Raw genomic sequence first — 14,105 nt, 5'->3', positions numbered from 1 at the left:
AATTGTAATAGGTAACCTATGTATAATACATTTTCCATACTTTTCTTCCTAATGAAAAACAAAGTCTCTAGTGATGGGAAAGCACCTGTATACCTTAGAATTACTGTGAATGGCAAACGATGTCATCTAAGTATAAAGAGAAAAATAGATTTGGAAAAATGGAATAGTAAAACTGGTACAACAATCGGAAATTCAATAGCCGCAAGAGAATTAAACAACTATTTAGAGGCTATAAGATTTAAATTATATGGAATTCAGAAAAAGTTTCTTGATGATAATAAGAGCTTCTCTGCTTTAGATATCAAAAATAGTTATATCGGAAAGAGTGATAATGAAAAAATGGTACTTAGTCTATTCCAAGATCATAACGACAAAGTAGAAAAGCTCATTGGTAAAGATTTTTCGCACGGAACCGCAGAGAGGTATAGAACAGCAAGAAAGCACGTTCAGGACTACATAAATTTAGAATATGCTTGTGAAGACATTCGTGTAAAGGATATAGACCATAAGTTTATTAGTGGTTTAGAATACTATCTAAAAACGGTTAGAAACTGTGCTCACAATACTACAATTAAATATATTACAAATTTTAAAAAGATAATACGTATAGCCTATGCTAATGAATGGATAGACAAAGACCCATTTTTTAATTGGAAAGCAAAATTGAAAGTTGTGGATAGAGAATTCCTTACCCAGGAAGAAATTCAAATCATTTTAGATAAGAAATTACATACACAGCGACTTGAACAAGTAAGGGATATTTTTATATTCTGTTGTTATACAGGTCTATCCTATTCTGATGTTAAAAAGCTTTCAAAAGATAATTTAGTTAAGGGCATTGATGGTGAAATGTGGATAAAAACGTTTAGAACAAAAACGGATACTCCGAGTAATATTCCTTTACTTCCAACGGCAATGGAAATTTTAGAAAAGTATAAAAATCATCTTGAAGTTATTAATAAAGATATATTGCTACCTGTCCTTAGCAATCAAAAATCAAATGCTTACTTGAAAGAAATAGCTGATTTATCGGGTATATCTAAGAATCTTACGACACACCTTGCTAGGCATACATTTGCAACTACAATAACCCTTTCAAACGGAGTACCTATCGAATCAGTAAGTAAAATGTTAGGACACAAGTCATTAAAAACCACCCAACACTACGCTAAAATTTTAGATAGAAAAGTCTCTGAAGATATGACCATTTTAAAATCTAAACTTGGCCAATCTACAAATAAAGACAAAAATGTTTATGGCTAAATAAACTTAACGTTTTTTTTCTAAATTTACAAATAGAAAGATAGTTGAGTTTTTAATTCAAGGTATACTGGTTCAACACCTAACGTACAGCTATTCTTTCTATTCACACATAATAAATATTAAACCTTGGCTGCTATCGGCTTTTTTTATATCACTTTTTTTGCCTTTTGAAAGGTAAATTTATAGCTAATTTAAAAAGATACTAAAAAATGGCAAAATTTGAAATTTACAATGACAAACGTGATGAGTTTAGATTTAGACTAAAAGTTGGAAATGGACAAAACATTCTGGCTAGTGAGGGTTATAAAGCAAAATCAGGGTGTACAAATGGGATTGAATCAGTTAGAAAGAATTCTCAAGATGATAGCAATTATGAACGTCTAAATTCTAAAAACGGAAGCACTTATTTTAACTTAAAAGCTTCTAACGGGCCAGTAATCGGAACAAGTGAGATGTACTCTTCAACAAGTGCTATGGAAAATGGTATTGCTTCTGTTAAAACAAATTCACCCAAGGCGAGTGTTGATGACTTGACCTAATAGAATTCATAATATCCTTTCATAAAAATTATGGCTAGAATTTTGCTTTATTTTCATAATAAATTCTAGCTAATTTTATATGAGCATTATTATCGTAATTTGATATAATCTTTTAAGCTGCATTTTTCTTCTTCCCAAACCGCAAAAAAGAAACATAATTCGTTCTTTCACTATCCTTTTCCCTAAAGTTTAAACTTTGTTTTATACTCACTCGGTGTTATACCGAACTTCTTTTTAAAACAAGTACTAAAATAACTTAGGCTAGAAAAGCCCGTCATATCACTAATTTCATTAATATTATAACTACTTTTAAGAAGAAGCTCTTCCGCTCTTATAAGTCGAATAGATTTGATGAATTCTGTGACTGTTTGCCCTGTTAGAGCCAAGATTTTTCTATATAAAACTGAGTGACTCATACCAATGTTTGAGGCAAAGTCTTTCACTGAAAATTTAGAGTTTGCTAAATTTTCTTCTATAATATTAATTATTTTTTCAATAAAGATTTCGTCAATATTATTAATAGCAATGTCTTTAGGTTTTATTAAAGTTTCTTTTTTGAATTTTTCTCTTAAAATTTGCCTATTTTTTATAAGATTTTCAACTCGAACATTTAGTATTTCAATATTAAATGGTTTGATTAAATAGTCATCAGCACCATATTCAAATCCTTCAATTTTAAAACTATGTGAACCCCTGGCAGTTAAAAGAATTATAGGTATATGAGATGTTCTATTGTCAGTTTTAAGGGTTTTACATAGTTCTAGCCCATTAAGTTTTGGCATCATAATATCTGATATTATAATATCGGGTATTATTTCAAAAGCTTTCTCTTTACCTTCTAAACCATTTGTACTGGTAAAGACTTTAAAATGATTAGAAAAATTGTCTTTAATGAGGGTTCTAATTTCAAAATGGTCTTCAATTATAAGGAGAATTGGCTTAATTTTTAAAGTATCATCTTTAGTATCATCTATGTGCGTAAGTTCATTTTCACTGGGATCATTTAGAGAAATGATTTCAGAGTCAAGATTATTAATATCTTGTTCATTATAAAATGATTTTAAAATAGGAATAATAACATTAAATATGGTATATGCATTGGGTTCACTTTTTACTGTTATTACGCCACTATGAACATCTATTAGGTTTTTAGCTATAGCTAATCCAATACCAGTTCCAGATGTATAATTAATGTTGTCATTTATTTGGTAAAAATTATCAAAGATTTTGGTAAGCTCCTCTTCGTTTATTCCCTTACCGTTATCTTTAATTTTTATAATAAGGCGTTCGTCTTTTTCGTCCAAATCAATATTAATATCAATTTTGTCTTTGGTATGTTTAAAAGCGTTCGATAGTATATTATAAAGGATTATTTCTAATTTATTGGCATCAATCCATCCTGTTTCGCAGTTATTTGGCACGGATAATTGAAATTTAATGTTTTTTTCTTTCGCATATTGGTAAAATGGAATACATAATTCTTTAAAAAAGGCCTTAAGGTCAATTTCTTTAATGTTTAATTGTGTACTGGTAGATTCTAATTTTCTAAAATCAAGGATTTGATTAATCAAACTTAAAAGACGTTGACCATTTCTATTCATGGTCATGATTAGGTTTGATGCTTTATTGTTTGTTTTTATGATAGATAATTGTTGCAGTGGGGATAAAACGAGTGTTAAGGATGTTCTTAATTCATGAGATATGGTTGTGAAAAAATTAATTTTTGAATGATGTAATTCTTCATCCTTTTCAGATTTATATTTTTCAAGAACTAGTTCGTTTTTCAATTGAATACGGTCTCTTACACTCTTGTATATATAGTAAATAAGACCACTAATGAACAAAATGTAGATAAGGTAAGCTGTGTTTGTCTGCCACCAAGCAGGGGTAATCATAATGTTTATCTGTCTTTCAGAAATTGTATCAGAGTCATAATTGTTTTCATCAAAAGCTTTTACTTTAAAGGTGTAATTTCCGTACGGAATATTTGAATAGTTTGCAAAATGGAGTTCAGATGATGTTGTGATCCAACGATTGTCAATGCCTTCTAATTTATATTGATATTCTATGTTATGTGGAGAATTATTACCTGGAACGGCAAATTCAAATCCAAAATTATTAAGGAAATAGGGTAATTTTAAAGTTTTTTTATAGGAGATGGATGAATCTAAAGGTTGGTAATTTTCAATTTTATCTAATACGTTCACAACATCATTAAACACTTTTAAGTTTGTTAATTTTAGATTTATAGGCTTTGAGTCACTTATCAACTGTTCGGGGTAGAAAGCAACTAAGCCTTTTTTACTTCCGAAAAATAATTTACCATCATTAGATTTGGCATTTGCACCAGACTCAAAATCATTGGTAGGTAAACCATCGTTTGTATTATATGTATATATTCTGTTGTTCTCTAAATTATAAGATACAATACCTTTGTTGGTGCTAAACCAATAAATCTCATTATCATCTTGTATAATACCATAGAAAGAATTACTTGGAAAACCGTTTTCCGTATTTAAGTTTTTTATAGATTTTTCTTTTTTGTCAATGTAAAAAAGACCACCACCTTCTGTTGCAATCCAAATAATGCCATTACCATCTTCATAAATATCTTTTATTGGAAAGTTAAGGTTGGGTTCAGAGGTGATGCCAATATCTGATAACGAGTAAAATGTATTGGTTTCCTGATTGTAAATCTGGATGCCTTTATCTAAAGTACCAATCCATAAATTGTTTGAACTATCGGCAAAAATACTTAAAATAGTGTCTGAGCTTAATTGATTGTTAGTATTGGACTTTGTGAAATGTTCAAATTTAAATGTTTGTTTATTGTACTTGAACAAACCATGGTTGTAAGTAGCCACCCATATATTATGGATAGCATCCTCAAGCATGGCAAATATAGATAATGCATTAAAATGTTGCGTAAAAGGATTTGCTAATTTGGCTTTTAAAAAATCATCCGATTTTTCTTTTTTATAACCAACTATACTATTTTTAAAGTTACCTGTCCAAACATTTTTATCATTGTCCTCAAAGACATTCATGACAATGTTTGATGGTATGGATTTGTCATCGTTTGGATTATTTTTATAGTTATAAAATGTCTTTGTCCTTAGATCAAACCTATCCAAACCTTCTGCACCCGTGCCTATCCATAAATAATCGGTTCCCATATATAAGGATGTAACCCCATTAAAACTTAAACTGCTTAATTTTTTGGACATGGATGTTTGATAAATTTCAAAAGGAGAAGTAATCGTTTTGTTCACCGTTCCATCATTCATCCCTAACCAGATTGTAGTATTGTCATCTATAAACAATGAGTAAGATAAATTATACGTAATACCGTGCGGGTTGTAATTGTCCTTTTGGTAAATGGTAACATTATTGGTCTTGGTGTTAATTGAATTTAATCCATTATACGTAGTTATCCAGATTTCTCCAGATTGTGAATGTTTTATATCTGTAATGGCATTTGTGCTAATGGAATTTGGGGAATCACTACGTTTAAGATGTCTAAAAGATTCCGTTTTTAAATCAAATTTATAGAGACCGTCACTTTCTGTTCCTATCCAAGGGTTTTTTAATGCATCTAAGCAAATGCGTTGCCCAGTTCTTGTACTTTGGTAATTAACATTATTATATATATAGTGTAAGAAGGAGCTTGTTTTTTTATTGTATTTATCAAGTATTCCAACTCTAGTGGCAATCCATACGTTGTCGTTGTCAATAGCTATTGAGAATACATAATCATTACTAATTGAATTTTCTCCGTTCTTATTGTATGAATATTTAATAAAGGAGTCATTGTCTTTGTCAAAAACATACATTCCATCACCAAAAGTGCCCATCCAAATTTCGTTGTCCGTTGTTCCAGTAATACAAGTAATGTAGTTTCTTTTGTAAATAGAATTGGTGGTGTTTTTATAATTTAAAAAAGTTTCTGTTTTCGGATTGTATTTATTTATACCGCCATACATTGTTCCTACCCATATAAAGCCTTCATTATCTTCATATAAAGATACTATATTATTAGTGCTAAGCGAAAATTGATTATTCGTATTCGCCTTAAATATTTTAAACTTGTAACCATCATACCTATAAAGACCATGTGTACCACCAAACCACATAAAGCCTTCACTATCCTTTAAAATACAATTTACAGAAGCAAGACCATCTTCAATAACAAATTCTTCAAATTTTAAATTGTGGTTTTGAGAAGAGGCAATCGAAGGTATAAATAGAATACTACTTGTTACTATAATTGATATAAAATGCTTTATAAACATATTATTAAATGATAATTTATTTGTGCAATATAATTAATACGTAGGTTATGATTGTTATCAAAATACTGAATTCTACACCATTGACGAAAAATTAAAATATATTGACGAGAAAACAAAACTACCTTTTAGTACTCATTCTATAGTTTTACAAAATATTAACTTAATCTAATATTCACATTTATGAAAAAAAATTATTTTAAAACAAATTTGATTTTGATTCTTATACTTTTTACCACAAGTATATTAGCTCAAAACGAAGTTAAAGGAACGGTTAATGATGCGTCTGGTCAACCACTGCCAGGTGCAAATATTTTAGAAAAGGGAACCAAAAATGGAACTCAAACAGATTTTGATGGTAAATTTTCTCTAAACGTTACAAACGGAGATGCTATACTTGTAATATCTTATTTAGGGTTTTTAACTCAAGAGGTAAATGTTAATAATCAAACAAGTTTTACCATAACACTGCAAGAAGATGCCGCCAAATTAGATGAGGTCGTTGTAGTGGGTTACGGTACACAAAAGAAAGTTAATTTAACTGGAGCTGTATCGTCAGTAAGTGTCAAAGATATTGAAAACAGACCCGCACCAAATGTTTCATCATTACTTGCAGGACAAGTTTCTGGTCTGTCGGTTATACAACAATCTGGTAGACCAGGTCAAAGTGCTGGACAGCTTAGAGTTAGAGGAATTGGAACTTTAGGAAATGCTGCTAAAAACAATCCTTTAATTTTGGTTGATGGTATAGAAGCCGATTTACAAGATGTAGATGTAAACGACATTGAAAATATATCTGTATTGAAAGACGGGTCAGCTGCCATTTATGGTGTAAGAGCCGCCAATGGAGTTATTTTGGTTACAACAAAAAAAGGACGACTGGGAGTTCCCGTAATTATGTATCACGGAGGTATAGGTACTCAAGAAGCTTTTAAAGTGCCAAATAGGGTTAACTCTTATGATTTTGCCAGAATGTACAATCAAGCTAGAATAAATGATGGAGGATCTCCTTTATTTTCAGATGATGATTTAAATAAATTTAGAGATGGTACAAGCCCTCAAACGCACGCTAACATAGATCATTTTAAAAAATTATTAAAAAGTGGAAACCCAACAAAACACTTTCATAATGTAAATATTTCTGGAGGTACAGAATTTACAAAATATAGCTTATCATTTGGATATTTGGATGAAGGGTCTTTAATAAAAACATTTGGGTATAACAGAAAGAATTTCCGTATAAATGTAGATCAAAGGATAAATGATAAATTAGATGTAGGTGTTAAACTTGCAGGTTCTTTTGGAAAAACATTAGGAAACATTCAGTCAGTAGGTCAAATAATTACAGAATCATATAGAGAATTTCCAGGAGAACTGGATCAGTTTGAAAACGGTCTTTGGAAAAATATGGGAGAGTTTGGTGTTGGACAAAGAAATATGTTGGCGTATTTAGAATTACCTCTGGGAACTGATGTAGATAGAAATAATGATTATGTGAGTAGTGTTTTTGCAGAATTTAAAATTACTCCTGAATTAAAATTGAGAGGACAATTTTCTGCGAGAAACGACAATAGACTTCAAAATAGAAAAAGAGATGTAGTACAATGGCATAGATATGACGCTGCAACAGATAGCTACAATGGCAGTAATATAGCAAGCGGATATTTAATTAGAAGAAATGAAACGGTTTGGGACTATACTTCAAATCTACTTTTAACTTATGAAAAATCATTTAACAACCATAATTTAAAAGGATTATTAGGTTTTGAGCAGCGAGATCAAAAATGGTCTTATAGTCAAGCTGGAAGGTTTAGTCTTTCATCTAGTAACGAATTGTCAGAAATAGATGGTGTTGCTGATACCTCAGATGGTGCAAATGGTAATTCTTCAGAGTTTAAGTTTCGATCTGCTTTTGGACGAATTAATTATAATTTTAAAGATACTTACTTTATTCAAGGGACTTTAAGATATGATGGAACGTCCAGATTTACTAAAGAAAATAGGTTTGATTATTTTCCATCATTTTCAGGGGGATGGAAAATTTCCAACGAAGATTTCTTTAATTTAGAAACGGTAAATCACCTTTTGTTAAGGGGGTCATGGGCAATCTTAGGAAATCAAGAAATTGGAAACTACCAATTCCTTAACACATTCGGTCCAAGAAATAATTACAATTATACATTTGGAAGTAATTCAAGTAATGGGGTGCTTGAAAATGCACGTTTGGCAAATGCCAATATTTTATGGGAAACAACTACGATTACTAATTTTGGTATTGATGCTAGATTGTTTAATAATGCATTATCCCTTACCGCTGAGTACTTCATAAAAACCACAGACGATATTCTGCTTGGTCTAGATCAATCATATATTTTAGGGGCAAATCCACCAACTGTAAACGCAGGGTCGGTTGAGAACAAAGGATGGGAATTTAACTTGGGTTATAATGGAGGAACAAGTGATAGTTTTAGTTATTACGTAAATGCAAATGTTGGTTATGTGAAAAACCAAATAACTGATTTAAAAGGTACAGAAAGTCCTGGAAAAGATATAGGAGACCCCATACAAAACATATTTGGATATGTAGCTGATGGGTTGTTTAATTCGCAAGCTGAAATTGATGCAGCACCAACACATAACATTGCAGGTACACCAGAACCAGGAGATATTAGATATAAAGATATTAACGGTCGTGATGCTAATGGGGAATTAACTGGACAACCAGATGGTGTTGTCGATGCTAATGATAGACAATCGTTGGGAACTTATTTTCCAAAATATAATTTTGGAGTTAATCTAGGTTTTGACTGGAAAGGTTTTGATTTTTCTATGGCTTGGCAAGGATTTGCAGGCCATAAGGTATTAACAAATGGACCGACAGTACGCCCTTTCTGGGGTGGAAATTCTGCACCAATCCAGAGTATGGTTGGTAATTTTTGGACACCATCAAATACAAATGCAGATTTTCCTAGGTTAGGTTTTGCAAATCAAGGAAGAAATTACCAAAGCAGTACCTATTGGGTTAATAAAGGGGATTTTGCGAAGTTGAGAAACATGCAAATTGGTTACACGTTACCACATAACACCTTAACTTCTTTAGGAATTAACAAATTTAGAATCTATGTATCCGGCGAAAATTTATTTTACATATCCAAGTTAAAAGATATTGATCCTGAATTTGCACATGGTAATGGTTTTGCTTGGAATAATAATAACTATCCAACAAACAGACAGTTTCTTCTTGGGTTTAATGTAACTTTTTAAAACAAAAAAAATGAAAAAAATAATTATAATATATATATTACTGGCTATAGGAATTACGAGTTGTAATGACGATTTTTTAGATGTAGCTCCTGGAGATAAATTAACAGATGTATCATTCTGGAAAACAGAAAGAGAGGCATTTGATGCTCTCACGGCTGCCTATGCAACTTTTGCAGAACGTGGAAGTGTTTGGAGTACTTGGAATACATACCTTTTTGCTGCTGGAACTATGACTGATGATGCAGAAGGTACTTACAATAGTTTTCAGGATGGGTCAGTAGGACCTACAGACGGCGTAGTAGTAGCTCTTTATAAAGAGTTATATACTAATATTAGAATTTGTAATGTTTTTTTAGCCAATATAGATAAGCCAGAAATGGACGAAAATTTACGTACAAGGTTTGTTGCAGAAGCAAGGTTTATTAGAGCATTTTATTATTCAATATTGAGAAATAATTGGGGTGGTGTACCTCTAATAAAAGAACCTTTAGATGTCTCAGGATTAAAAGTTTCAAGATCTTCAGCAGCCGATGTAACCGCATTTATTGTGTCAGAATTAACTGATGCAGCCACTGTATTACCTGCATCATATGGAGCAAATGATTTAGGTAGAGTTACAAAAGGAGCAGCACTAACATTAAAAGCACGTACATTATTATATGCTGGAAATTATGCTGAGGCTGCTATAGCAGCACAAGAGGTAATGGCATTAGGATATAGTCTCTATCAAGATGCAGCTGGAGAAGGGTACTTAAACGTGCATCAAAAACCAAATGAAGATAATGAAGAAGTGATTTTTGCTGTGAGATATAACAACCCAGATACGTTCCATTATTATTTAGTTAGGGTGTATCCTCCTAATCATACACATCCTGGTGGAGAAAATGGTGGCGTAAAAATAGCACAATCATTTGTAAATGCTTTCGAAACTACCGATGGTAAAACCATTGATGATGCTACATCAATCTTTGACCCTTTAAATGAGTTTGATAACCGAGATCCTAGATTAAATATGGCTGTGTTAAAAAAAGGCGATATACTTTCAGGTAACCCTTTGTCAGGAAGCACTGTTGATGCATCCAACAATACAGGATATTATGCTCGTAAATTAATTGATCCTGAATTTGTGGGTTGGGGACGCTATGACAGGGATATTGTATTAATGCGTTACGCAGAGGTGTTATTGATTTATGCAGAGGCAAAAATTGAAAACGGTTCAATTGATCAATCTGTATTGGATGCAATAAATGATGTTAGGGCAAGAGCATATGATACAACACGTGCTGATGTTGCTAATTATCCAGCCATAACAACAACAGACCAAGGTGAACTTCGTGAAATAATTAGAAGAGAACGTCGTGTTGAATTAGGTATGGAGCATGGAGATTTTAGATTTAATGATATCCGTAGATGGGGTATAGCAGAAACGGTATTAAACGGTGATTTAAACGGTGCAAAAGATGGAACAGGTAATTATAGGTTCATAAAAGACCTAAGTTTCGATGCGTCCAAACATTATTTATGGCCAATCCCTCAACGAGAAATTGATTTAGTAGGGTCAGATGTGCTTAATCAGAATCCTGGATATTGAAAATTTCTAAAAATGATATGGACTCTCCATTCAATTAATAGGTCGAGAATTAGTATATAATTATCAAAACAAACAATCTACATAAAGAGTTTTTAATCACTGTAAAATTAGTTTATTAGAGTAAGTATTATTTGAGTTAGTTTGAGAAAGGAGTTATTGGAGTAATCCTTTAACTCTTTTTTCTTCAAAACCATATCTATTTATGGGCGAAAAAGAAATAATGATATCCAAAACTTTTTGAAGTAAAATTTATAGGGTTTGTAAAAAGTAACCAACTTAAATTAAAAAATGACAAATAAAAAGATTTATAAAAAAACGACATCAGCACAATTATATTCTTCCACAATCTATCGGTTAGAAGAATTATTGTCCTTAGATTCTGGTGTATATTTTTATAAATGCTCAAACAATAAAATTATAGAATTTATAAAAACATAAAAAATGAAAGAAAATAATTCAAGAAGAAAATTTTTAAGAAAAAGTGCATATTTAAGTGCATTTATAGGTGCATCAGCGTGCAGTTTAATCCCGAAAGGTTCTGAGGAAAGTTTGCAAGAGGAAATTTCTAAAGTAAGACCATCAACTAATAAATCAGTAATGGGTTTAAAAGTTGCTCCTATAGAAAAAGTAAAGATAGGTTTAATTGGCTGTGGTGACAGGGGTTTAGGATTATTATACCAATTTAATGCTTTATGTCCAGAAATGGCTGAAATAACTGCGATATGTGATGTGCGTGAAAATATGATAAATCGTTCTTTGGAATATTTAAAAAAGAACGGAAATGAAAAACCCAAAACATATACAGGGAACCTTACGATTTGGAAAAAAATGGTAGAACGAGATGACTTAGATTTAATTATTGTAGCGACACCTTGGGAAGACCATGTGCCAATGAGCGTATATGCCATGGAGCATGGAAAACATGTTGGAGTCGAGGTTCCTGCGGCATATACCTTAGAGGACTGCTGGAAATTAGTTGATACAGCAGAAGCAACCCAACGTAATTGTATGATGCTAGAAAACGTATGTTATGGCGATGAGGAATTATGGTTGCTAAATATGGCACAGGCTGGTGTTTTTGGGACATTAACTTATGCAGAGGCAGCCTATATACATGATTTAAGAAGTGGCTTATTTAATAAAGCTACCTTCAATAACTGGCGTATGAAGCATCATGTAGAAAGAGATGGTAATTTATATGCAACGCACGGTTTGGGTCCTGTAGCTCAATATATGGATATTCAGCGTAGTGATAAATTTGACTTTTTGGTTTCTATGAGTAGCTCTCAAGCAGCACTATCAGAATACGCTCAAACAGTAGATAAAGATAATGAGTTTTATGGGAAAACGAATTTTGCTCATGGCGATATGAACAATAGTTTAATTAAAACCAATAAAGGGCGTTCTATTTTAGTTCAACATGATGTAGTAACACCACGACCTTATGATCGTAAAAATGTCCTAGCTGGTACCAAGGCATATCATCAGGGATATCCAAGTAAAATTTCTTTAGATGGTAAAGGACATCATTTTCTAAATAGAACAGAGTACAAAGAATTGCGTGCAAAATACCGTCATCCTATTTGGAACCAGCTTCAAGAAAAAATAGATATGCATAAAGGAGGGCATGGAGGTATGGATTTTGTAATGGCATATCGATTGATAGAATGTTTCAATAAAGGATGGTCTTTAGATATAGATGTATATGATGGAGTTGCTTGGTCAGTTGTAGGACCATTATCAAAAATATCGGTAGAACTAGGGAGTATTCCAGTTAAATTTCCAGATTTCACTAGAGGTAAATGGAAAAATTACAGAGAATTAGGAATAATAAAAAATGTTTAATTATGAAAATACAACTATCTTTTTGTCTACTGGTATTCCTAATTTTAACATCTTGTTCTTCAAACAGAAATTTTAAAATTGAATTTAAGGATGGTTGGATTTCTAAACAGAATTTGGAGAAAGGAATAGTTTGGAAACAATACCAGGGATATTACCCAATTTTTAATTCAAATCAAACCATCAATGTTATTGTTGTTGATTTGAAAAAATCAAAACTTGAGTTTGATTGGGTAAACTCCAAAGATGAATTTATGCCTGTTTACAAATTAGTTGAAGGTTCAGGTGCTTTGATAGCCATAAATGGCACATATCCAGATAGAGATAGTAAAGGTCTATGGGGTAGTTTTTTTAAACGAAAAGATTCTATTTATCAAACAATAGAATATCCTAAAAATCATCCTTTGTATTGGAAAACTGAGGGCTGTATTACTATTAATAGTCAAGGAGAAATAGATATTCGATTAGGAAATAAGGCGTTGTATGAGCATCTCGATATGCCATATATTATGAGTTCGTCACCAGTACTAATTCAAGAAGGTATACCAATTGGAAAATATTTTATTGAAGATGAATATTCTGATAATGAATTAAAGAAATTAGATTATGAAGATCAAAACCGACATCAAGGTTTTCGCCATCCAAGAACAGCTATAGGTATTACTAAAGACAATCTGCTGGTCATGGTGGTGGTTGATGGTCGAAGTGAACAAGCAAAAGGGATGAATGCACAAGAAATAACAACTTTATTATTTGACGAATTAAAATGCTATAAGGGCATAAATTTAGACGGAGGAGGATCTTCTACGATGTGGATTAAAGATCAGCCCTATAATGGTGTCGTTAATTACCCAACAGACAATGGTAAGTTTGATCATGATGGGTCCAGAAGTGTTTCAATGGCACTTATAATTAAACCTAAAAACATATGACAAGCTTAAAAATCATTAAGCTTAACAAAATAAATTCGAAATGAATTTAACAATTACAGCTTTCTCTGTAATTAATTTAATGTATAAATAAAAATTTTTCAATATGAACTCTAGAAGAAACTTCATCAAAAAATCTGCCATTGCCGGAGCAGGAATAAGTCTGATACCCAACCTAACATTTGGAATATCTAATATGAAAGATAAATTAAAAGTAGGTATGATTGGTGTTGGTTTAAGAGGTACCAACCACCTGACAAACCTTTTGAATAGGGAGGATGTTATAATCTCGGCCATTTGCGACATAGACCCTGCAAGGATTAAAATAGCGGAAAAGCATATCAGCGACAAAAATTTCCCGAAAGCCCAGGTTTTTGGCAAGAACGAT

Annotated in this window: 8 protein-coding genes; 7 read left to right on the top strand and 1 reads right to left on the bottom strand. The window is 31.9% G+C overall.

The features are described 5' to 3' along the window. Nucleotides 1-51: 51 nt before the first annotated feature. The gene (locus UMM65_RS07140; protein WP_321975809.1) at nucleotides 52-1,263 is read left to right on the top strand and encodes a site-specific integrase; all 1,212 of its coding nucleotides are present in this window, start codon (nucleotides 52-54) and stop codon (nucleotides 1,261-1,263) included. Between the two features lie 209 nt (nucleotides 1,264-1,472). After that, nucleotides 1,473-1,802 (top strand): YegP family protein, encoded by a 330-nt coding sequence (locus tag UMM65_RS07135; protein WP_321975808.1) that lies wholly within the window; start codon nucleotides 1,473-1,475, stop codon nucleotides 1,800-1,802. A gap of 182 nt (nucleotides 1,803-1,984) precedes the next feature. Here the strand turns inward: UMM65_RS07135 and UMM65_RS07130 are convergent, their stop codons facing one another. Then, nucleotides 1,985-6,094 carry a hybrid sensor histidine kinase/response regulator transcription factor gene (locus UMM65_RS07130; RefSeq protein WP_321975807.1) on the bottom strand — a complete coding sequence of 1,370 codons (4,110 nt, stop codon included), beginning with the start codon at nucleotides 6,092-6,094 and terminating at the stop codon, nucleotides 1,985-1,987. Between the two features lie 180 nt (nucleotides 6,095-6,274). Between UMM65_RS07130 and UMM65_RS07125 the strand changes: the two genes are divergently transcribed. From UMM65_RS07125 to UMM65_RS07105, 5 genes are all read left to right on the top strand, one after another. Then, nucleotides 6,275-9,355 carry a SusC/RagA family TonB-linked outer membrane protein gene (locus UMM65_RS07125; protein ID WP_321975806.1) on the top strand — a complete coding sequence of 1,027 codons (3,081 nt, stop codon included), beginning with the start codon at nucleotides 6,275-6,277 and terminating at the stop codon, nucleotides 9,353-9,355. 10 nt (nucleotides 9,356-9,365) lie between these two features. After that, the gene (locus UMM65_RS07120; RefSeq protein WP_321975805.1) at nucleotides 9,366-10,946 is read left to right on the top strand and encodes a RagB/SusD family nutrient uptake outer membrane protein; all 1,581 of its coding nucleotides are present in this window, start codon (nucleotides 9,366-9,368) and stop codon (nucleotides 10,944-10,946) included. A gap of 597 nt (nucleotides 10,947-11,543) precedes the next feature. After that, on the top strand, nucleotides 11,544-12,791 hold the full coding sequence (locus UMM65_RS07115) for a Gfo/Idh/MocA family protein (RefSeq protein ID WP_321975804.1): 1,248 nt from the start codon (nucleotides 11,544-11,546) through the stop codon (nucleotides 12,789-12,791). Nucleotides 12,792-12,793: 2 nt separating this feature from the next. Next, complete coding sequence (locus UMM65_RS07110; protein WP_321975803.1) at nucleotides 12,794-13,720, top strand: phosphodiester glycosidase family protein; 927 nt, start codon at nucleotides 12,794-12,796, stop codon at nucleotides 13,718-13,720. Nucleotides 13,721-13,823: 103 nt separating this feature from the next. Beyond that, nucleotides 13,824-14,105: twin-arginine translocation signal domain-containing protein (locus UMM65_RS07105; protein WP_321975802.1), on the top strand; the 282-nt coding region annotated here is incomplete at its 3' end.

Source organism: Aureibaculum koreense, from assembly GCF_034296135.1.
Taxonomy (GTDB): Bacteria; Bacteroidota; Bacteroidia; order Flavobacteriales; family Flavobacteriaceae; genus Aureibaculum.
The sequence above is the reverse complement of the archived record's forward strand: the minus strand, read 5'-3'. Positions and strand labels throughout refer to the sequence as shown.

What these genes read in the sequence shown, in the direction of transcription:
- UMM65_RS07140 (WP_321975809.1), top strand. Translation starts at nt 52, where the DNA reads ATGAAAAACAAAGTCTCTAGTGATGGGAAAGCACCTGTATACCTTAGA.
- UMM65_RS07135 (WP_321975808.1), top strand. Translation starts at nt 1,473, where the DNA reads ATGGCAAAATTTGAAATTTACAATGACAAACGTGATGAGTTTAGATTT.
- UMM65_RS07130 (WP_321975807.1), bottom strand. Translation starts at nt 6,094, where the DNA reads ATGTTTATAAAGCATTTTATATCAATTATAGTAACAAGTAGTATTCTA.
- UMM65_RS07125 (WP_321975806.1), top strand. Translation starts at nt 6,275, where the DNA reads ATGAAAAAAAATTATTTTAAAACAAATTTGATTTTGATTCTTATACTT.
- UMM65_RS07120 (WP_321975805.1), top strand. Translation starts at nt 9,366, where the DNA reads ATGAAAAAAATAATTATAATATATATATTACTGGCTATAGGAATTACG.
- UMM65_RS07115 (WP_321975804.1), top strand. Translation starts at nt 11,544, where the DNA reads ATGGGTTTAAAAGTTGCTCCTATAGAAAAAGTAAAGATAGGTTTAATT.
- UMM65_RS07110 (WP_321975803.1), top strand. Translation starts at nt 12,794, where the DNA reads ATGAAAATACAACTATCTTTTTGTCTACTGGTATTCCTAATTTTAACA.